General features: G+C 73.8%; 17 protein-coding genes. 14 read left to right on the plus strand and 3 right to left on the minus strand.

Annotation, left to right across the window (positions count from 1 at the left end):
* The first annotated feature begins 200 nt into the window (after window positions 1-200).
* The gene (locus tag ACFCZF_RS08125) at window positions 201-650 is read left to right on the plus strand and encodes a hypothetical protein (RefSeq protein ID WP_376670941.1); all 450 of its coding nucleotides are present in this window, start codon (window positions 201-203) and stop codon (window positions 648-650) included.
* Between the two features lie 51 nt (window positions 651-701).
* Here the strand turns inward: ACFCZF_RS08125 and ACFCZF_RS08130 are convergent, their stop codons facing one another.
* The gene (locus ACFCZF_RS08130; protein ID WP_376670942.1) at window positions 702-3833 is read right to left on the minus strand and encodes an FAD-binding and (Fe-S)-binding domain-containing protein; all 3132 of its coding nucleotides are present in this window, start codon (window positions 3831-3833) and stop codon (window positions 702-704) included.
* Window positions 3834-4043: 210 nt separating this feature from the next.
* Between ACFCZF_RS08130 and ACFCZF_RS08135 the strand changes: the two genes are divergently transcribed.
* The 4 genes from ACFCZF_RS08135 (at window position 4044) to ACFCZF_RS08150 (ending at window position 6798) form a co-directional block, all read left to right on the plus strand.
* On the plus strand, window positions 4044-4436 hold the full coding sequence (locus ACFCZF_RS08135) for a cell division protein SepF (RefSeq protein ID WP_375913983.1): 393 nt from the start codon (window positions 4044-4046) through the stop codon (window positions 4434-4436).
* Between the two features lie 174 nt (window positions 4437-4610).
* Window positions 4611-5774 (plus strand): ATP-binding protein, encoded by a 1164-nt coding sequence (locus tag ACFCZF_RS08140; RefSeq protein WP_376670943.1) that lies wholly within the window; start codon window positions 4611-4613, stop codon window positions 5772-5774.
* Window positions 5771-6124, plus strand: a complete 354-nt coding sequence (locus tag ACFCZF_RS08145) for a nucleotide pyrophosphohydrolase (protein WP_376670944.1) — start codon at window positions 5771-5773, stop codon at window positions 6122-6124. Before ACFCZF_RS08140 ends, ACFCZF_RS08145 begins: the two co-directional genes overlap by 4 nt.
* A 203-nt stretch (window positions 6125-6327) precedes the next feature.
* A complete protein-coding gene (locus tag ACFCZF_RS08150; protein WP_376670945.1) occupies window positions 6328-6798 on the plus strand; it encodes a DUF6099 family protein in 471 nt (156 codons plus the stop codon).
* Window positions 6799-6887: 89 nt separating this feature from the next.
* On the opposite strand, the gene ACFCZF_RS08155 is transcribed toward ACFCZF_RS08150, so the two are convergent.
* On the minus strand, window positions 6888-7064 hold the full coding sequence (locus ACFCZF_RS08155; protein ID WP_376670946.1) for a hypothetical protein: 177 nt from the start codon (window positions 7062-7064) through the stop codon (window positions 6888-6890).
* A 253-nt stretch (window positions 7065-7317) separates the two neighbouring features.
* On the opposite strand from ACFCZF_RS08155, the gene ACFCZF_RS08160 reads away from it, so the two are divergent.
* The 6 genes from ACFCZF_RS08160 (at window position 7318) to fxsT (ending at window position 19932) form a co-directional block, all read left to right on the plus strand.
* A complete protein-coding gene (locus ACFCZF_RS08160; RefSeq protein WP_376670947.1) occupies window positions 7318-8241 on the plus strand; it encodes an LLM class F420-dependent oxidoreductase in 924 nt (307 codons plus the stop codon).
* 158 nt (window positions 8242-8399) lie between these two features.
* Window positions 8400-9869 (plus strand): 3' terminal RNA ribose 2'-O-methyltransferase Hen1, encoded by a 1470-nt coding sequence (locus tag ACFCZF_RS08165; RefSeq protein WP_376670948.1) that lies wholly within the window; start codon window positions 8400-8402, stop codon window positions 9867-9869.
* Complete coding sequence (locus tag ACFCZF_RS08170) at window positions 9866-12433, plus strand: polynucleotide kinase-phosphatase (protein WP_376670949.1); 2568 nt, start codon at window positions 9866-9868, stop codon at window positions 12431-12433. Before ACFCZF_RS08165 ends, ACFCZF_RS08170 begins: the two co-directional genes overlap by 4 nt.
* Before the next feature lie 162 nt (window positions 12434-12595).
* Window positions 12596-14146 (plus strand): hypothetical protein, encoded by a 1551-nt coding sequence (locus ACFCZF_RS08175; RefSeq protein ID WP_376670950.1) that lies wholly within the window; start codon window positions 12596-12598, stop codon window positions 14144-14146.
* Complete coding sequence (locus ACFCZF_RS08180) at window positions 14143-15267, plus strand: AAA family ATPase (protein WP_376670951.1); 1125 nt, start codon at window positions 14143-14145, stop codon at window positions 15265-15267. The genes ACFCZF_RS08175 and ACFCZF_RS08180 overlap by 4 nt, the downstream gene beginning before the upstream one ends.
* Window positions 15268-19932 (plus strand): FxSxx-COOH system tetratricopeptide repeat protein, encoded by a 4665-nt coding sequence (gene fxsT, locus ACFCZF_RS08185; RefSeq protein WP_376670952.1) that lies wholly within the window; start codon window positions 15268-15270, stop codon window positions 19930-19932.
* 189 nt (window positions 19933-20121) lie between these two features.
* Here fxsT and ACFCZF_RS08190 read toward each other — a convergent pair whose 3' ends face one another.
* Window positions 20122-21441, minus strand: a complete 1320-nt coding sequence (locus ACFCZF_RS08190) for a cation:proton antiporter (protein WP_376670953.1) — start codon at window positions 21439-21441, stop codon at window positions 20122-20124.
* Window positions 21442-21620: 179 nt separating this feature from the next.
* Here ACFCZF_RS08190 and ACFCZF_RS08195 point away from each other — a divergent pair, with 179 nt between their 5' ends.
* From ACFCZF_RS08195 to ACFCZF_RS08205, 3 genes are all read left to right on the plus strand, one after another.
* Entirely contained in the window at window positions 21621-22781 is a 1161-nt protein-coding gene (locus ACFCZF_RS08195; protein WP_376670954.1) for a hypothetical protein, read from the plus strand.
* Window positions 22778-23893 carry a caspase family protein gene (locus ACFCZF_RS08200; protein WP_376670955.1) on the plus strand — a complete coding sequence of 372 codons (1116 nt, stop codon included), beginning with the start codon at window positions 22778-22780 and terminating at the stop codon, window positions 23891-23893. Before ACFCZF_RS08195 ends, ACFCZF_RS08200 begins: the two co-directional genes overlap by 4 nt.
* Window positions 23894-24010: 117 nt before the next feature.
* Window positions 24011-24250 carry a hypothetical protein gene (locus tag ACFCZF_RS08205; protein WP_375910018.1) on the plus strand — a complete coding sequence of 80 codons (240 nt, stop codon included), beginning with the start codon at window positions 24011-24013 and terminating at the stop codon, window positions 24248-24250.
* Window positions 24251-25313 lie beyond the last annotated feature (1063 nt).

Here is a 25313-nt window from a genome sequence, read left to right on the forward strand (position 1 = left end):
CGCGAGGCGGGGGAGGGCCGCATGCGCACGGTTCCGTTCCGGGGACCGGGCGGCGCGGCGCGGTCGGACCCGGTTCACCCGTGCGGCGGACCCGCATGGCCGCGCGGGGCGGGTGCCCGCAGGCTCGAAGTGACCTGTCGGCGCCTCGCGGTGCCGGCGGGGGCAGGCCCGTACGGGGAACACCGGAAAGGACTCCGCTCATGAGCCAGCACGCCGCACCTTCTCCCGGCAGCCCGACGCACGGCGCCGACGCCCCGCGGCCGACGGACCGCACCAGCGGCTGGGTGACCGGCGGCGTCGTCTTCGCGGGCGTACTGATGCTGCTGAACGGCGCCCTCGCCGTCCTCCAGGGCATCGCGGCCATCGCCGAGGACGACGTCTACGCCCGCGTCGGCAGCTACGTCTACGAACTCAGCCTCACCGGCTGGGGCATCATCCACGTCATCCTGGGCGCGGTGGTGCTCGTCACCGGCTACGGCCTGCTCAAGGGCATGGCCTGGGCGCGCTTCGCGGGCATCTTCCTGGCCTCGCTGAGCCTGGTCGCCCAGTTCCTCTTCCTGCCGTACGCACCCGTCTGGGCCGTGATCATGATGGCGATCGACGTGTTCGTGATCTGGGCGCTGGCCAGCAGCCAGGAGCAGGCCGCCTGAACCCGCCTGAACCCCCGCGGCCGGGCGCCCCGTCGCCCGGCACGTGAGGACTCAGCGCCGGTGCAGGCCTCGCGCCAGCGCCGCCGCCGCGCCGACGGCGGCCAGCCCCGTGCCCGCGAGGGCCAGGGCCTTGGCCCGGCGCCCCGGGGCCACCGGCCGGGCGCCCGGCGCCGTGCCGTACGCGCTGCCGGGGACGTCCGTGTCGCCCGCGGCGCCGGGGAGCGCCGAGGCCAGCAGCTCCGCCAGGTGCACGCCCTCGTGGCCGCCGCTGTCGAACTCGTGGATCTGCGTGCGGCAGCTGAAGCCGTCGGCGAGTACGACGGTCGCCTCGTCCTCGTCCCGCAGCCGCGGCAGCAGCACCCGCTCCGCGCACGCCTCGCTGACATCCAGGTGGCCGCGCTCGAAGCCGAAGTTGCCGGCCAGCCCGCAGCAGCCGGAGTCCAGCCGCTCGGCGTCCACCCCGGCCCGGCGCAGCAGTTCCCGGTCGGCGTCCCAGCCCATGATCGCGTGCTGGTGGCAGTGCACCTGGGCCAGCGCCGTCGCGGACCGGTCGGGCACCTGCGGCGGCTCGTAGCCAGGGGAGTGCTCGGTCAGCAGCTCGGACAGCGTCACCGTCTGCTCCGCCAGTCGGCGCACGTCCTGGTCGCCGGGGAACATCTCGCCCGCGTCCGCACGGAACACGGCCGTGCAGCTCGGCTCCAGCGCCACCACCAGACCGCCCGCCCGCACGTGCTCCGCCAGGCCCCGCACGGTCCGGCCGAGAACCTTCTGCGCCGTCCCGAGCTGCCCGGTGGAGATCCAGGTCAGCCCGCAGCACAGCGGCTCGGCCGGCAGTTCCACCCGCCAGCCGGCCTGTTCCAGCACCCGTACCGCCGCGCGTCCGATGTGCGGGTGGAAATGGTTGGTGAAGGTGTCCGGCCAGAGCAGCACCGACCCGCGGCGCCCGTCGCCCTCCGGCGCGTGGCGGGCGAACCACTGCTCGAACGTCTGCTCCGCGAACAGCGGTACCTCCCGGTCCGCCACCCCCGCGACCAGCACGGCGGCCTTCGACAGCAGCGGGGCGTGGGTGAGCGCGTTGACGACCGGCGCGAGCCGGGTGCGGCCCACGACCTGGGCGAGCGCCGGCAGCCAGCCCATCGACCAGTCGGAGCGCGGCCTGCGCCACGGTCGCCCCTCGTAGTGGTGGGACAGGAACTCCGCCTTGTACGTGGCCATGTCCACGTCCGCCGGACAGTCCTTCTTGCACCCCTTGCAGGCCAGGCACAGATCGAGGGCGTCCCGCACCGCCTCCGAGCGCCAGCCGTCCTCGATCGCGCCGTCCCCGTGCCCGTCGAGCATCTCGAACAGCAGCCTGGCCCGGCCCCGGGTGGAGTGCTCCTCCTCCCGCGTCACCTGGTACGACGGACACATCACCGTGCCGTCACTGGTGTGCTGCCGGCACTTCCCGACGCCCACGCACCGGTTGGCCGCCTGGGAGAACGACCCGCCGTCGTGCGGGAACCGGAAGCGCAGGTCGCGGGGCTCGTACGGGGCCCAGTCACCGCCCAGGCGCAGGTTCTCGTCCAGCCCGTACGGCGCGACGACCTTCCCCGGGTTCATCCGGTCCAGCGGGTCGAAGACGGCCTTCAGCCGACCGAACGCCTCGACGAGACCGTCCCCGAACATCCGCGGCAGCAGCTCGCCCCGGCTCTGCCCGTCCCCGTGCTCACCGGACAGCGAACCCCCGAACTCGACGACGAGGTCGGCCGCCCGCTCCATGAACCTCCGGTACGTCGCCACCCCGTCCGCGGTGTACAGGTCGAAGGGGATCCGGGTGTGCACGCAGCCCTGCCCGAAGTGCCCGTACAGGCTGGGCCCCGTCTCACTCAGATAGCCGAACTCCTCGAACAGCGCGCGCAGCCGCCGCAGATAGTCGCCCAGCTTCTCCGGGGCGACCGCCGAGTCCTCCCAGCCCTCGAACGTGTCGGGCTTGCCCGGGATGTGCGCGGTGGCGCCGAGACCGGCCTCGCGGACCTGCCACAGGGCCTGCTCGTTCGCCGGGTCGTCCAGGAAGGCGCAGTCCGCGTCGTGCTCGGAGCGGTGCACCGCGTCGAGCATCCGGTGGGCCCGCGCGTCCGCCTCCTCGACGGTGTCGCCGCCGAACTGCACCATCAGGTAGGCGTTCCCGTCGGGCATCTCGGCGAGGGCCTTCTCGTTGAGGTGCTTGATCCGCTCGTCGCGGACCAGCCGGGCGTCGACGCCCTCCAGCGCGATCGGCTCGTGCGGCAGGATGTCGGGCACCGCGTCGGCGGCCTTGTCGATGATGTCGAAGCCCAGCACGACCAAGGTGCGCTCCTTCACCACCGGCACCAGCTCCAGCTCCGCCCGCAGAACGGTGACCAGCGTCGACTCGCTGCCCACCAGCAGCCCGGCCACGTCGAAGCCGTACTCCGGCAGCAGTGAGTCCAGGTTGTAGCCGGAGACCCGGCGCGGGACGTCCGGGAACCGGCGGCGGATCTCGTCCGCGTAGGTGTCGCGCAGGGCGCGCAGCCGCCGGTAGACGGTCGCCCGCAGATCCCCCTGGCGCTCGATCTCGGCGTACTCCTCGTCGCTCGTCTCGCCGCACCAGAAGCGGGTGCCGTCGTAGAGCAGCACCTCCAGGCGGGCGATGTTGTCGACGACCTTGCCGTGCGCCTGTGCGGTGGCGCCGCAGGAGTTGTTGCCGATCATGCCGCCGATGGTGCAGTTGGCGTGGGTGGCGGGCTCGGGCCCGTAGCGCAGGCCGTACGGCCCGAGCTGCCGGTTGAGGTCGTCCAGCACGATCCCCGGCTGCACGACGCAGGTGCGGGCGTCGGTGTCCACCGACTCCACGCGCGTGCAGTACTTCGACCAGTCGAGCACCACACCGGCGTTGGTGCACTGCCCGGCCAGGCTCGTCCCGCCGCCGCGCGACAGCACGGGCGCACCGTGCTCCCGGGCCACGGCCACCGCCTCCGCGCCGGCCTCCGGGGTGCGCGGGACGACCACGCCGATGGGCGTCTGCCGGAAGTTCGAGGCGTCCGTGGAGTACGCCGCCCGGCTCCCGGCGTCGAAGCGGACCTCACCGTCGACCCGTTCGCGCAGGGCGGCTTGGAGCGAGACGGTGTCGACCGGCGGCGGCGCCCCCTCGCGAGTGACGGGTTCGGGCAGGTCCAGCGCACCCATGGGCTCTCCTTCGGGTGTCGGCACGACTAGGGCGCCCGCGCGTGCGGCGGACGGCCGGCGAGCGCGGCCGTCGCTGAGTACCCCGGTGGCCGCGGTGGCAATCACCGGACACGGAGCGTCGCGGACCGTGTCGCTGTTGGGCCGAACGGGTGACTTGGCGTAAGAATTGGCTGGTGCAGGCAATGAAGGCGAGTGAAATCGGGGGAGCCGGTGAACAGCCACGACGTCACCGATGAGCAGTGGGAAGGGCTCGCCCAGGTCGTTCCGTTGCGCGGGCGCGACGCATGGCCGTCCGCGGTCGGCCACCGGGCGATGCCGGAGGCGGAGACGGAGACGCGTCGCCGTTTCGTCGTTCTACGGGTCAATGTGTTCGCGGACGCCCGCGAGGTCGCCGAGATCCTCATGGCGGGCATTCCGGTCCTGCTGGACCTGACCAGCGCCGAGACCGAGGTCGCCAAGCGGGTACTGGACTTCAGTACGGGCGTCGTCTTCGGCCTGGCCAGCGGCATGCACCGCGTCGACCGCAACGTCTTCCTGCTGACCCCGGCCGGGACCGAGGTGAACGGGCTGATGGAGGGCGCGGCGGAGGTTCCCGGGAGGTGACGGGGCCGACGGGTACGCGCGGCGCCGATCGTCGCGGACACCTCCTGGACCCCACAGATCCTGAACCCCACAGGTGTGACAGGCGCCCCCGGCCCTGACGGTCCCGTCCCCCGATCGTAGGAACGTCCTCCGGGCGGAACGGTTCGCCAGGAGCCGGACTTCTACGGTCCGCATATGGCCGCGTCAACTGCGTCAACGGTGTCCGCCACTCCCACCCCGCCCCATCCGGACCGGCCCCGCATCACGGAGCTGCGGCTGTCCGCCTTCGCCGGGCACCGGCGCGCCGTACTGCGGCTCGGGCCGCTCACCGTGCTCGCCGGGCCCAGCGGCTGCGGCAAGACCAGTGCGCTCGGGGCGTACGACGCGCTGGCGCGGCTCGGGGGCGGCGCCCAGCTCGGCGCGGTGTTCCCCGACCCGGTCGCCTGCGTGCCCGAGCGTGCCCGGCCCGACGCCCAGCACCGCCGCGGCTTCCGCATCGGCTGCACGGCCGACGGCGCCGCGGGCCCGGTGCACCTGGACGTCGCCGTACAGGCCGAACCAGAACTGCGCATCGTGGGAGAGCGGTTGACTGCGGACGGCGTCGTACTGCTGCAGACGGCCCTGCGCGACCCCGGCCGGCGTGCCGTGCAGGCGGCCTGGCACACGGCCGGGTCCGCGCCCGTGACCCGCGCTCCGCTGCCGGACGACCGGCTCGGCACCCCGCTGCTGCCGCTGCGAGTGGCCGGCAAGACGGACGGGCAGCGCAGGGTGCTGGCCGCGGCCGAGCAGATGGTCGTCGCCCTGCGTTCCGTCTTCGCCTGCGATCCGCTGCCCGGCCGGATGCGGGAGCCCGTGCCCACCGGCTCCGGGCGCCTGCTCGGCGGCTGCGACAACCTCGCCGACGTGCTGTGGCGCATCCGCGCCGAGTGCGGGAGGCGGCACGCGCAGTTCGTCGCGGCGGTGGACGCCGGATGCGCGGGCCCCGTCGCGGACGTCCTGGCCGAGCCCGTCGTCGGCGGCGTGGTGCGCGCGCTGCTGGACCGGGGCGACGGCACCCGCACCGGCCTCGCGCGCCTCGGCTACGGCGAACTGCGTTACCTCGCCCTCGCCCTGGTGCTGTTCACCGGCCCCGGTGTGCTGGAGGTCGACCCGGCCGGCGAGGTGCCCGCGGCGTTGCAGACGCTCACCGTCCTCGCCGACGGCTTCGACCGCGGCCTGGACGTGCGGCAGCGGGCGGAACTGCTCCGGCTGGCGGCCCGGATGTGCGACCGCGGGCACATCCGCCTCGTCGCGGCGGTCGCCGACGCCACCTGGGTGGCCGGGGCGGACGGCGTCACGGTGGTAGACCTGGTCCCGTGACCGATCACCCTCACCCCGCCCGGGACCTCGTGGCGTTGCAGCGCAGGCTGGCCGAGTTCGCGGCGGCGCGGCACTGGCAGCCGTACCACACGCCCAAGAACCTCGTCGCCGCGCTCAGCGTGGAGGCGTCCGAACTCGTCGAGATCTTCCAGTGGTTGACGCCCGAGCAGTCGGCCCGCGTCATGGCCGACCCGGACACCGCGCACCGGGTCCGGGACGAGGTCGCCGACGTGCTGGCGTATCTGCTCCAGTTCTGCGAGGTGCTCGACGTCGACCCGCTGGCCGCGCTGGAGGCGAAGATCGATCGGAACGAGCTCCGGTTCCCGGTGCGCGAAGACCGGGAGGGCTGAGCGGGGGTCGGGAAGCGCGGAGAGAGGAGCCATTCGCTCCGTTATCACTCTCCGCAGTTGAGAACAGGCCAGAAATCAATTTGTTGTCCGAAGATTTCCGTCTTCCTCTGGCTTTTCGTCCCACACGCCCTCACTCTGGGTAGTGGAGTACGGAGTTCGGGCGGACGCGCCCTGAGCGCGTCGGAAACAGACGGGGGCAGCGCATGGACGCTGTGCGGCTCATCGTGACGAGTGGACGCGCCCTGGCAGCCGGCGGCGAGGTGCCGGACATCCTGACCGAGGTGTGGCAGGTGCAGGCCCTGGCGCAGGCGATCGGCAGCCGGCTGGCGGTCTCCGGACCACCCGAACTGCGCGGCGAGGCACTGGGACTGACCGAGCTGGCGGGCCGCGGCTGCGGAGTGCTGCACACCCCCGACCTGGCCCCGGGTGAACTGCGCGCCGCCCAGCTCACCGAACTGGGCGACGCCCGCCAGGCCCTGATGCGCCTCGGCACCCTGCTGGGCGAGACCGGTATCGCCCTCGTCGGCATCGCCTGCGCCGCGGACGACGAGGCCACGTACTGGCAGTGCATGGAGGCGATCGACGCGGCGGACGAGTCGCGGGACCGGGTCATGGAGATGCTGCGCAAACTGGCGGACCGCGACGCGGAGTTACCGGAGCGGGAGGCCGGCTAGCCATGACCCGCGAGCCGCCGACCGCATCCCCCCCCCCGCATCCCCCCGGCATCCCCCCCGGCATCCCCCCCGGCATCCCCCCGCACGCCTCAGTCGGCGTGCCCTTCCACCCCCGCCTGCCGCCCCTGGCCCCCGGCCGACTGGAGGTCGGCGTCCAGAGCCGACAGGTCCGCGTTCAGCGCCGCCATGAGTTCCTCCATCTGCTGGAGCAGCCCTTTCGGCCGGGCATCCGCCCCGCCCGCCTGCGGCACGGTCTCTTCGGACATGACGGCCTCCTCGGCCCCGAGGCCCCCCACCGGGGAGGCCGACACCGGTGACGCACCGGCGCACACCGCTCGGCGCGGACGCCGGGCGATCCGGCTCCGCCCCGGCAAACGATCACTGTCCGGACCGGTCACTGGACCGACCCCCCACCGGGCCCGGGATTGACGCGAATTCACCCGCCGAAGGCCGGGAACGCGCCGGGCCGACGGGCGGAGCCTGTCCGACGCCCCCTCGCCGAGCAGGCAGGATGGGGACATGGATCTCCGTATCTTCACCGAGCCCCAGCAGGGGGCCACATACGACACCTTGCTCACCGTGGCCAAGGCCACCGAGGACCTCGGCTTCGACGCCTTCTTCCGCAGCGACCACTATCTCCGCATGGGCTCCGTGGACGGCCTCCCCGGACCCACCGACGCCTGGGTCACCCTCGCCGGCCTCGCCCGCGAGACCAAGCGCATCCGGCTCGGCACCCTCATGACCGCCGGCACCTTCCGGCTGCCCGGCGTCCTCGCCATCCAGGTCGCCCAGGTCGACCAGATGTCGGGCGGCCGGGTCGAGCTGGGCCTGGGCGCCGGCTGGTTCGAGGAGGAGCACAAGGCGTACGGCATTCCCTTCCCGAAGGAGAAGCTCGGCCGCCTGGAGGAGCAACTGGCCATCGTCACCGGTCTGTGGGCCACCGAGGCCGGCAAGACCTTCGACTTCCACGGCAAGTTCTACGACCTCACCGACTCGCCCGCGCTGCCCAAGCCCGCGCAGCCGAAGGTGCCCGTTCTCATCGGCGGCCACGGGGCCACCCGCACCCCGCGCCTGGCCGGCCAGTACGCCGACGAGTTCAATATGCCGTTCGCCTCGGTCGAGGACACCGAGCGGCAGTTCGGCCGGGTCCGGGCCGCCGCCGAGGAGGCCGGCCGCGGGGCGGACGCGCTGACCTACTCCAACGCCCTCGTCGCCTGCGTCGGCAAGGACGACGCCGACGTCGCCCGCCGGGCCGCCGTGATCGGCCGCGAGGTCGAGGAGCTGAAGGCCAACGGCCTGGCCGGCTCCCCGGCCGAGGTCGTCCAGAAGATCGGCCGCTACGCCGAGGCCGGCGCGCAGCGGATCTACCTCCAGATCCTCGACCTCGACGACCTGGACCACCTGGAGCTGATCTCCTCCCAGGTCCAGTCGCAGCTGTCGTGACGCGCTGACGCCGCCCTCGAATAACCAAAGGCGCCGGTCACCCGCCCTGTGCGATGGTGTGACCGTCGTCCTGCCGGAGCCCCCCGGGATCAACCGCCCTGGGGGCTCCCGCGCGTACGGCACCTCGTCAGCATCCGCCGGCCGGAGAGGCCCTCCGCATGTTCCTCACCATCACCACCACCGGTACCCCCGAGCGCCCCGCGACCGACCTCGGTTTCCTGCTGCACAAGCATCCCGACAAGGCGCAGGCGTTCTCCACCTCCTTCGGCACGGCCCACGTGCTCTACCCGGAGGCGGCGGAACAGCGCTGCACCGCGGCGCTGCTGCTGGAGGTCGACGCGGTGGCGCTGGTCAGGCGCGGCAAGGGCAAGGGCCGGGGCGGCGCCCCGGACGCGGCCCTCGCGCAGTACGTCAACGACCGCCCCTACGCGGCCTCCTCACTCCTCGCCGTCGCGCTGAGCAACGTCTTCTCCAGCGCGATGCGCGGCGTGTGCAAGGGCCGCCCCGAGCGCGCGGCCGAGCCGCTGCCGCTGCGCGTCGAGGTCCCGGCGCTGCCCGCCCGCGGCGGCCCCGACCTCGTACGCCGCCTCTTCGAGCCGCTCGGCTGGACGGTCATCGTCGAGGCCGTCCCGCTGGACACCGAGTTCCCCGAGTGGGGCGACTCGCGCTACGTCCGCCTCGAACTGGAGTCCGCGACCCGCACCCTCGCCGAGGCCCTGCGCCACCTCTACGTCCTCCTCCCGGTGCTCGACGACGCCAAGCACTACTGGGTCTCCCCGGACGAGGTCGACAAGCTGATGCGGGCCGGCGAGGGCTGGCTGCCCGGCCATCCGGAGCAGAAGCTGATCACCAGCCGCTACCTGTCCCGCCGCTGGTCCCTGACCCGTGACGCGATGGAACGGCTGGAGCTGATCCGGCTGGCCGAGACCGACGACAGCGACGTCGAGGAGATCGACAACGCCGTCGAGGCGGAGGCCGAGCAGGAGGCGAAGCCGACCCCGCTCGCCGTGCACCGCCGCGAGGCGATCCTCACCGCGCTCCGGGACAACGCCGCCGCCCGCGTCCTCGACCTCGGCTGCGGCGAGGGGCACCTGGTGCGGGAACTGCTCAAGGAGCCGCGGTTCACCGAGATCGCCGGCGTGGACGTGTCGGTGCGCGCGCTCACCATCGCCTCCCGGCGCCTCAAGCTGGACCGCATGGGCGAGCGGCAGGCCGCGCGCGTGAACCTCTTCCAGGGCTCCCTCGCCTACACCGACAAGCGACTGGGGGGCTACGACGCCGCCGTGCTCAGCGAGGTGATCGAGCACCTCGACCTGCCCAGGCTGCCGGCCCTGGAGTACGCCGTCTTCGGTTCGGCCCGCCCCCGCACCGTCGTCGTCACCACGCCGAACGTCGAGTACAACGTGCGCTGGGAGACCCTCCCGGCCGGCCACGTCCGCCACCGCGACCACCGCTTCGAGTGGACCCGCGAGGAGTTCCGCACCTGGGCGGCGACGGTGGCCGAACGGCACGGGTACGGCGTGGAGTTCCGCCCCGTCGGCCCCGACGACCCCGAGGTGGGCCCGCCCACCCAGATGGCCGTGTTCACCATCAGTACCGTGACAGAGAAGGAGGCGAAGGCCGCATGACCACCACCGGCACCACCGACACCACAGGCACCCCCGCGCGGGCCCGCGCCCTGCCGGTCACCGACCTGTCCCTCGTCGTGCTGATCGGCGCCTCCGGCTCCGGCAAGTCCACCTTCGCCCGGCGCCACTTCAAGCCCACCGAGGTCATCTCCTCCGACTTCTGCCGGGGTCTGGTGGCCGACGACGAGAACGACCAGAGCGCGAGCCGGGACGCCTTCGACGTCCTGCACTACATCGCCGGCAAGCGGCTCGCCGCCGGCCGCCGCACCGTCGTCGACGCGACCAACGTGCAGCAGGACGCCCGGCGTCAGCTGATCGACCTGGCCAGGAAGCACGACGTGCTGCCCATCGCCATCGTCCTCGACGTCCCCGAGGAGGTGTGCGCCGAGCGCAACGCCACCCGCACCGACCGGGCCGACATGCCCCGCCGGGTCATCCAGCGCCACACCCGCGAACTCCGCCGCTCCCTGCGCCACCTGGAGCGCGAGGGCTTCCGCAAGGTGCACGTGCTGCGCGGCGTGGCGGAGACCGAGCACGCCACCGTCGTCACCGAGAAGCGGTTCAACGACCTCACCCACCTCACCGGCCCCTTCGACATCATCGGCGACATCCACGGCTGCGCCGCCGAACTGGAGACCCTGCTCGGCAAGCTCGGCTACACCGACGGCGCCCACCCCGAGAGCCGCACCGCCGTCTTCGTCGGCGACCTGGTCGACCGCGGCCCGGACAGCCCCGGTGTACTGCGCCGCGTGATGTCGATGGTGAAGTCGGGCAACGCCCTGTGCGTGCCCGGCAACCACGAGAACAAGTACGGCCGCCACCTGCGCGGCCGCAAGGTCCAGCACACCCACGGACTCGCCGAGACCGTCGAGCAGATGGACGGCGAGAGCGAGGAGTTCCGCGCCGAGGTACGGGAGTTCATCGACGGCCTGGTCAGCCACTACGTCCTCGACGGCGGCCGGCTCGTGGTCTGCCACGCCGGCCTGCCCGAGAAGTACCACGGCCGCACCTCCGGCCGGGTCCGCTCGCACGCCCTGTACGGCGACACCACCGGCGAGACCGACGAGTTCGGGCTGCCGGTGCGCTACCCGTGGGCCGAGGACTACCGGGGCCGCGCGGCCGTCGTCTACGGCCACACCCCGGTCCCCGAGGCCACCTGGCTCAACAACACCATCTGCCTGGACACCGGCGCCGTCTTCGGCGGCAAGCTCACCGCGCTGCGCTGGCCGGAGCGCGAACTGGTCGACGTACCGGCCGAGCGGGTCTGGTACGAGCCGGCCAAACCGCTGCGCACCGAGGCACCCGGCGGACACGACGGCCGCCCGCTGGACCTGGCCGACGTGCACGGACGCCGGGTGGTGGAGACCCGGCACGCCGGCCGGATCACCGTACGCGAGGAGAACGGTGCGGCCGCCCTGGAGGTCATGAGCCGCTTCGCCACCGACCCCCGGCTGCTGCCGTACCTCCCGCCGACCATGGCACCGACCGCCACCTCGGGGGTGGACGGCTACCTGGAGCACCCGAAGGAGGCGTTCGCGCAGTACGCGACCGACGGGGTGGCACGGGTCGTGTGCGAGGAGAAGCACATGGGTTCGCGCGCGGTGGTGCTGGTCTGCCGCGACGCGGAGGCGGCACGCGCCCGCTTCGGGGTGGAAGGCCCCACCGGCTCCCTCTACACCCGTACCGGCCGCCCGTTCCTCGACGACGCGAGCGTCTCGGAGGCGATCCTGGACCGGCTGCGCACCGCGATCGGCGAGGCCGGCCTGTGGGACGAACTGGCCACCGACTGGCTGCTGCTGGACGCCGAGCTGATGCCGTGGTCCCTCAAGGCCTCCGGCCTGCTGCGCTCCCAGTACGCCGCCGTGGGCGCCGCCTCCGGCGCGGTGTTCCCGGGCGCGCTGGCGGCACTGGAGGGCGCCGCGGCGCGCGGCGTCGAGGTCGGGGACCTCCTCGACCGCCAGCGTGCCCGGTCAACCGACGCCGCCGCGTTCACGGACGCCTACCGCCGGTACTGCTGGCCCACCGACGGCCTGGACGGCGTCCGCCTGGCCCCGTTCCAGATCCTGGCCACCCAGGGCCGCAGCCTGGCCGCACTGCCCCACGACGAGCAGCTCGCCCTCCTCGACCGGCTCGTCGAGCACGACGGCAGCGGCCTGCTGCAGACCACCCGGAGGCTGTACGTCGACACCGGCGACCCCGAGTCGGTGGCGGCGGGCGTCGACTGGTGGCTGGAGATGACCGGCCGCGGCGGCGAGGGCATGGTGGTCAAGCCCATCGGTGCCCTGGTCCGCGACGACAAGGGCCGCCTGGTGCAGCCCGGCATCAAGTGCCGCGGGCGCGAGTACCTGCGGATCATCTACGGCCCCGAGTACACACGCCCGGACAACCTCGCCAGGCTGCGCGGGCGGTTCCTGAACCACAAGCGGTCACTGGCCCTCCGCGAGTACGCCCTCGGGCTGGAGGCCCTGGACCGGCTGGCCGACGGTGAGCCGCTCTGGCGGGTGCACGAAGCGGTGTTCGGCGTCCTCGCGCTGGAGTCCGAGCCGGTGGATCCGCGGCTCTAGGGGTGGCGTGCCCAGCGCACGTTTTCGGCCGAGTTGCCCCCGGGACGGCAACTCGGCCGGACTCCGTGTGCCGGCACCCCACACGTCCCTGGTTAACCGTCAGTTCCCGTGCTAACTTCGCAGGTCGGTCAGGCAGACGTACCGACTCATGGGGGACAGTCGGTGGAGACAGGCGCGGGATTCGGCGGAGCCGAGGGCGATTCCGGGCATGCGCGAGGGCTGGCACTGCTGCTGGAGCTGACCGAGGCGCTGTGCGGACTCAGCTGCACGGAGGACCCGCAGGGGCGGGGCCAGTTCGCCGCGGTGCTCGGGGACCAGCTGGGCCGCCCCGTCGACCTGCGCGGTGTCAAACAGCGCGAGGACGTGGTCACCCTGGTCCGCACCGCCCTGAACGTGGAGGGCGGGGAGCACGTACTCGTCGCAGTGGTGCGCATCCTCGAAGGGCCCCTCGCCGGCGACGAACTGGACCGGCTGATCACCCCCGACCCGCCCGCCGCACCCGAGGCACCGCCGGGCCCGCTCGGCCGGGACGACGAGACCGGCGCGCGCGCCGTCCTCGCCAGGGGCGAACTCCCCGCCGGCCGGCTGCGCGACGACCTCGCCGAGGAACTCAACGGCCTCGATCTGCCCACCGGGCTCTTACCCGACCAGCTCTTCCTCCACGTCCTCGCGTGGAACGCCCAGCCGGACGGGCTGCCGCCCGCCGTCCTCCTGCTCGACCGGGCGGCCCCGCTCGCCGCCACGCGCGGCCACCGCGCCGCCCTGACCGACTGGGCCGACGACTGGGCGAAACGGGCCGGCCTCGCCACCGAGCTGAAGCGGCGCCGGGACACCCGCGCCCACGCCGTGTGGGACCCCGACATCCCGCGCTGCCTGATCGTCGCCGTCGAGCCCGCCCGGGACGGCTCCGACGACGTCGTCGTACGCCCCTGGCTCAACACCGTGCCGGGCCACTGGGATCCGCAGCCCGGCGCACCGGCCGTGACCACCCTGGACGCGCTCGGCCCGGCCGTCGACGACGCGCTGCGGCAGGGCGCCCGGCTGTGGGCCGGGCCGGGGGAGCCGGGCTCCTCCGGTGGACACAGGCAGCCGTCGGCGTACGTGGAGTTCGTCCTTCCGTACGACCTCCTCAACCACGATGTGGCGAGTTTGACGTACCGGATCGGCGACGGGCGACCGTTGCCGCTCGGGCTGAAGTACGGGGTGCACCTACGGAGCCTGGAGCGGATGCGCACCGACGACGCGCTGGTGCGACACCAGTGGCAGGAGCGCTGGCACGCGCTGCGGCAGCACGGGGTCGGCGTGCACGGCTGGAGCGAGCCGGACGCGCGGCGACTCGACGCATGGCAGGCGACACTCGCGGGGGACACCAGACACACGGCCGTGGTGCTGGACGCCCCGGCCCGGGTCTCCGCCATGGAGGCACTCAAGGCCGCCATAGCGGAAGGCATCGGGCTGGCGGTGTGGGACCGCAGAGGAGCCTTCCCCGAGGAGCGGCGCGAGGTGGTGACGGCCGTGTTCGCCGCCGTCCCGACACCGGGTCAGATCCCGCTCGCCATCCACCGGTTGCGCCAGAACGCCGAACTGAACCAGCAGGGCCCGGGCCGGCTCCTGGGGCGGCACATCGGATTCTTCTGGGATGATCCCACCCGAATCGTCGACATGCACACAAGCGACCCCGGCGATCTCGCCGGCGAGGAGGCACCGGCATGAACACGCAGGAACAGACGTCCCCGAACGGCTGGCGCGTGTTCCACGGCACCGGCCGGCCGCCGGTCGTCCCGCCCCCGCTGCCCCAGGCGCCGCCCTGGCGCCGGTTCCTCGGCGCACCGTCCCAGCCCGCCCCGCCGGACGAGCCGGAGGCCGCGGTACGCCGGCTGGGCCCCGGCGACGTCACCCCGCAGCTCGGCCCCGACGAGATCGACACCGTCAACGCCGCACTGCTGCTGCGCCGGCCGCTGCTGATCACCGGACCGCCCGGAATCGGCAAGTCCACGCTCGCCTACGTGATCTCCCGGGAGCTGGGCCTCGGCAGGGTCCTGGAGTGGAGCATCGTCAGCCGGACCACGCTGCGGGACGGGCTGTACGTCCATGACGCCATGGGCCGCGCCCAGGCCATCGCCGCCTGGCAGGCCGGACTGCGCGGCACCGCGGCCCGGGAACCGGACGGGACCGAACCGGCGACGGCCCACGAGGAGGGCGCGGCGCCCGTACCGGACGACGTCAACCCGGCGGTCGTATCAGCACACAGTCAACTCCCGCCCGTTCTTGGAGACTTCATCACCCTCGGCGCCCTGGGCACCGCCCTGCTGCCCTACGATCGTCCCCGGGTGCTCCTTGTCGACGAACTCGACAAGAGCGACATCGACCTGCCGAACGACCTGCTGCACGTCCTGGAGAACGGAAGTTATGACGTCCCGGAACTGGTGCGCGACGCCGTGGACACCGCGCGCGTCCACACCAGCGACCCCGCCGGCCAGGCGCTGGTGCGGGGCGGACGCGTCGAGTGCCGGGAGTTCCCGGTCGTGGTGATCACCAGTAACGGAGAACGCGAGTTCCCCGCCGCCTTCCGCCGGCGCTGCCTGCCGCTGGAGCTGCGCACCCCCAGCCGCGAGCAGTTGCTCGCCCTGGTGGAGGGCCACCTGGGCGTCCGGCCCGAGGGCACCGAGCGTCTGGTGGACGAGTTCGTGGGGCGAATCCGGTCCGGCGGCACCCACTCCCTGGACCAGCTACTCAATGCTGTCCAGATGACTACCGCGGGTGGTTTCCAGGCGCACGGTGACGGGCGTAAGCTCGTGGAAATGCTGCTCCGCGACCTCGCGAAGGGCCGCTGAATGACCGGCTTTCCCAGGGAGCGCGCATCCGGACCGGGCGACGGTGATCCCGTATCAGGGACGTCGCCTCCGTCGGCGTTTCCCGAGTCCGTCGAAGGCGCGAGTGGGTACGGAGCGGCGGTCACCGCTGCCCCGGCCCAAGAAGCGACCGCCCGCGACCAGCCGCCGCCGGACGGTCCGGAGCCGTCCGACGCGCACTGGCGGGAGGTCGCCGAGGCGGTCTGGCTCGCCGCGTACTGGGACCGTCACGGCGGCCCCGGCAGCGGCCGCCCGGCACCGGCGCAGGACCCGGCCCCCGCGCACCCGCGGCCCGCCCGCACGACCGAGACGCAGCAGGGGAGCGAGGCGGAGGGCGAGAGGGAGAGCGGGACGGAGAGCGGGGCGGAGACCGAGGCCGGGGACGCACGGTCGCCGGAACCGTCCTCGGCCGACGACGGCACACCCGCCGCCGATCCCGCGCCGGCCCCGACCGTCCCCGGCACCGGCTCCCACGCCGCGCCCGCACCGCCGCACGACCCCGCGGACCGGACCACGCCCACCGACCTACCGGGTGGCACGCCCGCCGAACAGGCCTCCCGCCGACGGTTGTTACCCGACGCCGAGGGCACCTTCGCGCTGCACGTCGGCCGGCCCCTGCTGCCCACCGAGGAGCGCCCGCAGCCCGGCCCCGGCCGCACCACCGCGCTGCTCGCCCGGGCCCTGCACCAACTGGCCCGGCGCATCCCCTCCCGCCACACCCTGGAGCTGGACGAGGAGGCCACCGCCGAGCAGGGCGTGTCCGACGGCCTCTGGCTGCCCTTCCTGCGGCCCGCCCGGGCGACCGCGTTCGACCTCGTCCTGCTCGTCGACGACGCCCCGACCATGCGGATCTGGCAGGAGACCTGTGCCCGCCTCACCGAGGCCGCCGAGCACAGCGGCGCCTTCCGCGGCGTCCGGGCCGTCCGGGTGCACGTGCCGCGCACCGGCACCGCCACCCTGCGCCGTCCCGCCGACCGCGCCGCCGCCGACCCCGCCGAACTCCTGGACGGCCGGGGCGGCCGGGTCTTCCTCGTCGTCACCGACGGGCTCGCCCACGGCTGGGCGGCCCCGGCCGCCGACGACCTGCTCGGCCGGCTGGGCCACGCCGGCCCCACGGCACTCGTCCACCTGCTGCCGCCGCACCTGCGGCACCGCACCTCCCTCTACCCGTACCAGGCGGTCCTGGAGGCCGGCGGGTTCGGCGCCCCCAACGACGGCCTCGGGCACTGGGCGCCGCCCGGCGGCCCCGACCCGCTGCGCCCGCTGCCCGAGGCCGGTGACGGCTCCGTACCGGTGCCCGTGCTGTCCCTCAAGCCCGGCTCCCTCGGCACCTGGGCCGACCTCGTCACCGGTGAGCGGGGCGTGCGCCGGTCCCTGCCCGTCGTCCTCGCCGGCGCCCTCGCCAAGGGCGCGCCCGCACCCGGTCTGCGCGCCCCGCGCCTGCCCCGCGCCGCCACCGCCGCCGTACGCCGCTTCTTCACCCTCGCCACCCCCGCCGCGCGCCGGCTCGCCACCCAACTGGCGGCCATTCCCTTCGAGTTCGACCTCGTGGAGCAGATGCGGCGGCGCACCATGCCGGAGACCGGCCCCGACCACCTCGCCGAGATCCTCATGGGCGGGCTGATCGACTGGAACAGCGGCGGCGAAGGCCGCCCCGAGTTCGCCGACGGAGTCCGCGAGGCGCTGCTCGCCACCACGACCCGCAGCCAACTGGCGCGCACGGTCAGCATGGTGGGCGAGCTGCCGGCCGCCGGACGGCGGGGCGTCGCCCTGCGCGCCGCCCTGCACGACCCGGCCGGAGCAGCCCTGCCCGACCCGGCCGAAGGCGGCTGGGTGCGCAGCGAACTGGCCGTGATGCGCGCCCTCTCGGGTCCCTACTCCGAACGGGCCAGGCGCATCGAACCCCAACTCTCCGGGCGCGTGCCGCCCGGTGCGGCCGAACGGGTGGGCGCCGGTTTGCCCGCGGGTACACCCACTGAGGTGAACCCTGCGGGCGGCGGGGGATCATCCGGCGGCCGAGAAGGCAGTGATCCAGCGTCGAGCAACCCCGACGAACCTGGAGACCACGTGCCGCCCCTGGTAACCGACGCGACCCCACCCGAAGCCCCGGAGGCTGAGCAGCTCATGCAGAGCACCACGACCGCGACGCCCGCCCTACTGGTGAACGTTCCCCTGCGGAACACCTCGTTCGTCGGCCGGCAGGGGCTGCTGAGGGCCGTGGAGGAGCAACTGAGTGCCCAGGACACGGCCGCGGTGCTGCCGCACGCGCTGCACGGACTGGGCGGCGTCGGCAAGTCCCAGCTCGCCCTGGAGTACATCTACACCCACCAGCACGAGTACAAGGTGATCTGCTGGATCCCCGCCGAGCGGGAGAGCCTCATCCTGGCCGCGCTGGGCACCCTCGCCGCCCAGCTCGGCGTCGCGCCCTCCAGCCAGGACCGCCTGGGCGCACCCGCCGCCAACACCGCCGTGCCCGCCGTACTGGAGGCGCTGCGCAACGGCGCTCCGTACAACGACTGGCTGCTCGTCTTCGACAACGCCGAGGACGTCGAGGCGGTACGCCAGTACTTCCCCACCAACGGGCCGGGCAAGGTCATCGTCACCTCCCGGAACCGGGCCTGGGAGCGAGTGGCCACCCCGCTGCCCGTGAACGTCTTCGAGCGGTCCGAGTCCATCGAACTGCTCCAGAGGCGCTCGCCCGACCTGAGCACCCAGGACGCCGACCGGCTCGCCGACGCCCTCGGCGACCTGCCGCTCGCCGTCGAGCAGGCCGGTGCCTGGCGCGCGGTCACCGGCATGCTCGTCGACGAGTACCTCGACCTGCTCGCCCAGCGCAGCCCCGAGATCCTGGAACTCGACCCGACGCCCGACTACCCGGTCTCCGTCGCCGCCGCGTGGGACCTCTCGCTGGAGCGCATCCAGCGGAACAACCCGGGCGCCCGGCAGCTCCTCGACATCTGCGCCAGCATGGCCCCCGAGCCGATTCCGCGCTCGATCCTGCGGGGCAGCCGCGGCGTGAGCATCACGCCCGAGGTCGACCCGCTGCTGCGCCAGTCGATCCGGCTGAACCGCGCGGTGCGCGACCTGAGCCAGTTCTCCCTGATCCGGGTCGACCCGCGCGCCGACACCCTGCAGATGCACCGCCTGCTGCAGACCGTGCTCCTGGCCAAGCTGGGCGAGGGTGAACGCGAGCGGATGCGCGGCGCCGCGCACCAGCTGCTGTCGGCGGCCAAGCCGGGTGCCTACGGCTCCTCCCTGGAATGGCCCGACTACCAGGCGCTGCTGCCGCACGTACTCGCCTCGCAGTCCGTGACCAGCTCCGACACCTGGGTGCGGGACCTGGTCGCCGACACCATCTGGTTCCTCTACTACTGGGGCGACCACCAGGGCGCCGCGGACTACGCGCGGGAGGCCTGGAGCCGCTGGCTGGCGGCCTCCGGCGAGGAGGACATCCACGTCATCCGCATGACGAAGAGCTTCTCGTTCCTGCTGCGGCAGACCGGGCAGGTGTCCGAGTCGATCCCGCTGATCGAGAAGGCGCTGGAGACCTCCCGTCGGCTGGAGGTGGAACCCGAGGAACTGATCGACTCCCTGTGCGAGATGGCCGACGCCCGCCGCTACCAGGGCCGGATGGAGGAGGCGCGGAGCGTGAGCCGGGAGGCCACCGAGCTGGCCCGGTCCCTGTTCGGCTCCGACGACCCCGCCACCCTGCGTGCCACGCACTCGTGGGGCGTCGACCTCAGACTGGTCGGCGAGTTCCGCGAGGCCCTGCCGCTGGACCAGGAGAACGCCCGGCTGCGCGACCTGCTCTTCGGCCCGGCGAGCTTCTTCACCCTGAACACGCTCAACGGCCTGGCCATCGACATGCGGGAGAGCGGTGACTACCCGGGCGCCCGCGACTTCCAGGAGGACGTGTACCGCCGGGCACGCACCGCGTTCGGCGACGAGCACCCGCTCACCCTGCGCATCGCCCGCAACCTCGCGGTGTGCCGGCGCCGCGACGGCGCGCTCGCCGAGGCGGCCAAGCTCACCGAGGAGACGCTGCGGCGCTTCGTCAACCGCTATGACAGCGACCACTCGGACTCGTTGGCGACGGCGACCAACCTCGCGGTCGACCGGCGCCTGGCCGGGGACCTCGAAAGCTCCCGGCAACTGGCCGAGGACACCGTGCGGCGCTACGAGCAGCGGCTCGGCGCCAACCACCTCTACACCCTGCTGACCCGGGCCAACCTGGCGGCCACACTGCGCACGCTCGGGGCGCTGGACAGCGCACAGGAAGAGGAGGACGAGGCGGCGCGACGCCTGGCCGAGACGGTGGGGGAGCGGCACGTGACCACGCTGACCACCGCCATCGGGCAGGCCAACACGGCCTACGCCCGGCTGGACTTCGAACGGGCCCGGGAAATCGACGAGGCCAACCTGCCGCTGCTCGCGGAGGTCGCCGGCGAGGACCACCCGCTCACCCTGTCCTGCACCGCCAACCTCTCCCTCGACCTGCGCGGCCTGGGCCGCGGCGCGGAGGCGGACGAGCTGCAGCGCAGGGCCGTCGAGGGCTTCGCCGGCACCGTCCGCGCCGACCACCCCTGGCTCGCCGCGGCACGCCAGCGCCGCCGCATCGAGTGCGACATGGCCCCGATGCCGCTGTAGCCTCCGGCGGCCGGGCGGGGCGCGTGGGCGCCTTGCCCGGCGGGGCGGGGCGGTCGTGTCGGAATCACGGCACCTCATCGGCGCGACGGGCGCGCCGGCCCGACGTCGGCGGCACGGTCCGTGGCCAGGCCCCGCGACCACGCCAAGAGCCGAACGACACCCCGACACCCCCGCCCCCCCGACACCCCCCTAGCCCACGTCCGCCGGTGCCGTCGTCGTCCCGTCCTGGGAGGGCGGGGGTGCGGCGGGGGCGGGGGAGGGGCGTGACGCCCGGTCCCGTTCGGCCAGGCGACGGGTGAGGAGCAGGAGCGGCTGGGTGAACAGGGTCGTGGCGAGGGCCATGAAGACGAGCACCGTGTAGAGCGGGGCGCTCAACAGGCCCGCCTGCAGGCCCGCGTTGAGGGCGATCAGCTCGGTGAGTCCGCGCGCGCTGAGCAGTACGCCGACGGTCCGCGCGTCGTGCCGGTCCAGACCGCCGAACCGGGCCGCGAGGGTCCCGCTGCCGATCTTCGTCGTGACGGCGAGCACGGTCACCACCAGCAGGACGGTCCAGCCCGTGCCGTCCATGCTGTGCAGCGCCACGGACTGACCCGAGATCACGAAGAAGAACGGCAACAGCAGCGAGCTGACGTCGTGCAGCGGCCGCAGCAGGTCCGGGTCGAGCGTGCCGCCCTCCTCGCGCGGGACCACCACCCCGGCGAGCAGCGCACCGAAGATGACGTGCAGCCCGAGGGAGTGCGTGACCCACGCCGACCCCAGGGCGAAGCCGATCAGCAGCGCCAGCCGCAGTGAGGGCTCCAGCCGCGTCCGCCACAGCAGCCGGCGCAGCAGCGGCCGGGCCGCGACCGCCATCACGGTGACGAAGCCGACGGCGAGCGCCACCCGCCACGGCCAGTCCAGCGCCGTCCCGGAGCCGCCGCTGTCCATCAGTGCCCCGGCCAGCACCGTCCAGCAGACCGCGTCCAGCACCCCGGCCGCGGAGACCGCCACCACACCCGGTACGGAGCGGGACAGCTCGTTCTCCCGCACGATGGCCGTCAGCACGGGCACCGCCGTTATCGACAGGGCGATCCCGGCGAACACCACCATCGCGGGGGACAGGTCCCGCGGCATGCCCAGACCGTGCAGCTGCTCCCGGAACAGCAGCGCGCCCCCGCAGCCCACGGCCATCGGCACCACGAACGAGGCCAGCGCCACGGTCAGCGAGGTGCGGGCACGGTCACCGAGGATCTTCAGATCCAGTTCGTAGCCCACCGCGAACAGGAAGACCACCAGCGCGAACTGCGCGAAGCCGGTCAGCGCCGGGCCGATCTCCTCCGGGAACAGCGACGCGTACGCGTCCGGTGCCAGCGCTCCGAGCAGGGAGGGGCCGAGTGCGATACCCGCCGACAACTGGCCCACGATGTACGGCTGTTTCAGCCGGCGGGCCAGCCAGCCGCCCGCGTGGGCGACCACCAGGACGAGAGCCGAGGCACCCACGAAGTGCGTGATCATCGCGTCAGGGCTCATGGTGTCTCCCCCGTTGGTCCGGTGGTCATCCGGTGGCAGGCCTGTTCGACGGTCCCCTGTTCGGCGGCTCCGTGTTCGGATCGTCCGCCGCGGTGGAGCTTCAACGTCCCTAGAATAGAAGTTATTTGACGGTGCATCGAAAGTCGTACACGAACTTTCACCAGGGTCACGGGGGGCACATGACGGCGGTCGTCTTCATCCACGGCACAGGGGTTCGCGAACCGGGCTTCTCTGCGCTCGCGGGGCGCTTCTCCGCCGGAGTGACGGCCCTGCGCGGCGGACTGCGCATCGTGCCGTACTACTGGGGCGGCGAGCACGGGGCCACGCTCGCCGCCGGCGGGGCGAGCCTCCCGCCTTCCACCGGCACCAGCCGGGGCCCCGCCGCGCCGGACGCCGACGACGACACGGCCGTCTGGGCCGCCCTCTACGCCGACCCGTACGCCGAACTCGCCCTCGCCGCCGCCGGATCCGCCCCCGCGGCCGAGCTGCCACCGGGCTCCCTGCCACCGGACCAGCGCATCCGGGCACGGCTGGCCGCGCTCGCCGCCGAGGGCGACGCACCGGCGGCCGACCTGGGCCCCCGACTGGCCCGCGCCGCCACCGACCTGGCCGCCCACCCGCTGCTCGGCGCCGCGGCCGCCGCCCTCGACCCGGACGACCTTCCCGACCTCGTCGCCCGCAGCCTGACCGCCCAGGTCGTCGCCGGCGTCCTCGACTCCGACGCGCCCCTGGTGCCGGTCGGCGCGACCCGGGACGCCGTCACCGACCGGCTCGCCCGCGCCCTCGGCGCACCGGCTCCGGGCACGGCGCGGGGCGTGCGCTCGCTGGCACTGAGGGTCGCGGGCTCGGCCGCCTCCCGGGCCGTCGTACGCCGTCGCCGCGCCCTCACCGAAGCCGCCCACCCGGCCGCCGGGGACGTCCTGCGCTACCTCAGCCGCGGCGAGGCGGTGCGCGCGGGACTGCGCACCCTGCTGGCCGGGCTGGAGCCGCCCGTCGCGATCGTCGCCCACAGCCTCGGCGGCATCATCGCCCTGGACACCCTGATCCTCGCTCCGCTGCCCCAGGTCCGGCTGCTGGTCACCGCCGGTTCCCAGGGGCCGTTCCTGTACGAGTCCGGGTCCCTGCCCTCCCTCGAACACCCCGCGCCCCTACCGGCCCACTTCCCCGACTGGCTGAACCTGTACGACCCCCGCGACCTGCTCGGCTACCTGGGCACCGACCTCTTCCCCGGCCGCGTCACCGACATCGCGGTCGACAGCCGTCAGCCGTTCCCGGCCGCACACAGCGCCTACTGGACCAACCCGGCCGTGTACCGGCACATCGTGGACCGGCTCCCGTGACCGGCCCGCTTCCCGCCCCGGGCGTGGACCCGGTGCGCGTGCACGCGCTCGTCGTCGGCGTCGAGGCCTACGACGCCGGTACCGGCTGGGACCTGCCCGGGCCCGCCCGGGACGCCGTCCGCTTCCACCGCCTGCTGCGCGCCGCCGGAGTACCGGAGGCCAACATCCGTCTGCACCTGGCCCCGTTGGCGCCGTACGTCCCCGAAGTCCCGTACGCACCAGCCGACCACGCCACGCTGCGCCGGGTGCTGGTCCGTGAACTCCCCGTCGCCCGGGGCGATGTGCTCTGGGTCTGGTGGGGCGGCCACGGCGTCCTCGACCGGTCCGGGCACCTGCGGCTGTTCTGCGCGGACGCCACCACCGACGACAAGCTCGGCATCGACCTGGACTCCGCGCTCGAACGGTATGCCGGGGACGCCGTGCCCGGTTTCGCCGACCAGCTGTGGATCGTGGACGCCTGCGAGACCTTCGAGGAGGCGCTCGCCTTCCGGGAGCCGCTGCCGCCGGACGCGCTGCCCGTCGGTCGGCGCAGCACCGCACACCGGCAGACCCTGCTCCGGGCCGCCGGACGGGGCCGGGCCGCCGCCAACGACCCGGTGCGTGGCACGGGCCTGTTCTCCGACGTCCTGCTCGCCCTGCTGGCCGACCGGGCGGCCGTACTGCCGGCCCCGACCGATGCGGAGGAACTGTTTCCGGCCGTACGAGCATGTATCGCTGCCCTCAGGGACGCGGGTCGTACTCTGCAGTATCCCGAGATCCGGCTGCAGAGCCCCGAACGCACCGAGATCCTCGCCCCGGCGGCGCCGAACGGCCGCGAACGGCAGGTCTCCCCGCTGCTGCGGGCCGTGAACGCCCTCCTCGCCTATCCGCTGATGAGCGACCCGACCGAGCGGCAGACGGTGGTCGCCACGCTGGACCCTCGCGTCACCGGAACACTGCCCCGTCACACCAAGGCACGTACGGACGCGACCGGCATCCTCAACGGGCTCGCCCGGCGCCGCCCGCAGGCATTGTGGGAACTGTTCGACGCCGTGGTGTCCGTCGACGACGACCCGGAAAGAAGAGACGAACTCGCTGCCGCGTTGCGGGAGTTGGGCGACCTTAAGGGGTGACCGCGCACCCGGGGAAGATCGGGTGGCGTGATCGTACGGTTTTCGACATGGGTCGGAATGGCCATGATGGAAAGGACACGGGGCATCGAGTGCCACCGTGCGAGAAGGGGGAGCATCTTGGACCAGCCGCCCGCTCTGCGCCATGCCGAAGCCGCCACCCGAGAACGGCCGGTCGCCCTCGGGCGTGCCGATGTCTGGGAGTCGGATCTGGCGGACGTCGCGGCGCTGCCCCTGACCGCTGTGGACGGCCTCACGCCGCTCCGCCCCACCGCCCGCCTTCTCGAAGAGGTCCTGCGCGCACGCGGCAGCATCAGAGGCGGCGGCGAGGGTGGCGGGGGCGGCGCCCGGGCCGAATAGCCGCCGCCCGCACCCGAGGACAGAGCCGCCCCGACGACGGAGCCCCGACGAGGCCACGCGCCCGCCGGGGCCCCCGCATGCCCGCCCCCGACCGGAGGTCCCCGCCCATGACCAGTGAGCCGCACCCCGCCCCGTTCCGCGTGCCGGACCGGCTCTTCGCGGAACTGGCCGCCGGAGGCGGTTCCGCGGAGGCCGTCGCCTTCCTGGAACGGGGGGAGCGGGCGCGGCGGCTGCTCCTGCTGCGGACGCTGCTGGACCGGCTCGCGGAGCTGCCCACGCCCCTCACGCCGGTCGCCGACGCCTGGGCCACGTTCAAGGAGGCCGCCGAGCGAGCGCCCGAGGCGGTCGACCGGCTGCTGCTCGCGCCGACGACCGGTGGCTGGATCGCCCACATGCTGCGCCGGGTGCACGGCACCGCCACCGGGCCGCCGCTGTGGGTGGAGGCGGGCCGGCTGAACGTCCTGGCGATCACCGCGGCCCTGCACGCCGGTACGGACACGTCCCTCACGGTCCCACTGACCGACGGCGGTCTCCACCTGCCGGACCTGGGCCTGCTCCACCTCCCGGCCACGCCACCGGGACCGACCGTCGCACGGGCGACGACGAGAGCAGGCGAACTGACCCTCACCGGCCCCCCGGGCCACGACGGCTCCCACCCCACCGTGACATGCCACCCGACGACGGCACCGGCGGACGGGCGGGGGGCGGTGGGGCCTCGGCCGGAGGGATCTCGGGCGGCGGGGCCCCGGTCGGAGGGGCCCGGGTCGGAGGGGCCTCGGGCGGTGGGGCCTTGGGCGGTGGGGCCTCGGCCGGAGGGATCTCGGGCGGCGGGGCCCCGGTCGGAGGGGCCCGGGTCGGAGGGGCCTCGGGCGGTGGGGCCTCGGCCGGAGGGATCTCGGGCGGCGGGGCCCCGGTCGGAGGGGCCCGGGTCGGAGGGGCCTCGGGCGGTGGGGCCCCGATCGGAGGGGCCTCGGCCGGTGGAGCCCCGGTCGGAGGTGCCCCGGGGGGGGGGGCTTTCCCCCTCCCCCCCCCCCCCCACAGTTCCCCCCCCCCCCCCCCCCCC

The sequence above is a fragment of the Streptomyces sp. NPDC056296 genome, assembly GCF_042268605.1.
Taxonomy (GTDB): domain Bacteria; phylum Actinomycetota; class Actinomycetes; order Streptomycetales; family Streptomycetaceae; genus Streptomyces.

What these genes read in the sequence shown, in the direction of transcription:
- ACFCZF_RS08125 (WP_376670941.1), top strand. Translation starts at nt 201, where the DNA reads ATGAGCCAGCACGCCGCACCTTCTCCCGGCAGCCCGACGCACGGCGCC.
- ACFCZF_RS08130 (WP_376670942.1), bottom strand. Translation starts at nt 3,833, where the DNA reads ATGGGTGCGCTGGACCTGCCCGAACCCGTCACTCGCGAGGGGGCGCCG.
- ACFCZF_RS08140 (WP_376670943.1), top strand. Translation starts at nt 4,611, where the DNA reads ATGGCCGCGTCAACTGCGTCAACGGTGTCCGCCACTCCCACCCCGCCC.
- ACFCZF_RS08150 (WP_376670945.1), top strand. Translation starts at nt 6,328, where the DNA reads ATGGACGCTGTGCGGCTCATCGTGACGAGTGGACGCGCCCTGGCAGCC.
- ACFCZF_RS08155 (WP_376670946.1), bottom strand. Translation starts at nt 7,064, where the DNA reads ATGTCCGAAGAGACCGTGCCGCAGGCGGGCGGGGCGGATGCCCGGCCG.
- ACFCZF_RS08160 (WP_376670947.1), top strand. Translation starts at nt 7,318, where the DNA reads ATGGATCTCCGTATCTTCACCGAGCCCCAGCAGGGGGCCACATACGAC.
- ACFCZF_RS08165 (WP_376670948.1), top strand. Translation starts at nt 8,400, where the DNA reads ATGTTCCTCACCATCACCACCACCGGTACCCCCGAGCGCCCCGCGACC.
- ACFCZF_RS08170 (WP_376670949.1), top strand. Translation starts at nt 9,866, where the DNA reads ATGACCACCACCGGCACCACCGACACCACAGGCACCCCCGCGCGGGCC.
- ACFCZF_RS08180 (WP_376670951.1), top strand. Translation starts at nt 14,143, where the DNA reads ATGAACACGCAGGAACAGACGTCCCCGAACGGCTGGCGCGTGTTCCAC.
- fxsT (WP_376670952.1), top strand. Translation starts at nt 15,268, where the DNA reads ATGACCGGCTTTCCCAGGGAGCGCGCATCCGGACCGGGCGACGGTGAT.
- ACFCZF_RS08190 (WP_376670953.1), bottom strand. Translation starts at nt 21,441, where the DNA reads ATGAGCCCTGACGCGATGATCACGCACTTCGTGGGTGCCTCGGCTCTC.
- ACFCZF_RS08195 (WP_376670954.1), top strand. Translation starts at nt 21,621, where the DNA reads ATGACGGCGGTCGTCTTCATCCACGGCACAGGGGTTCGCGAACCGGGC.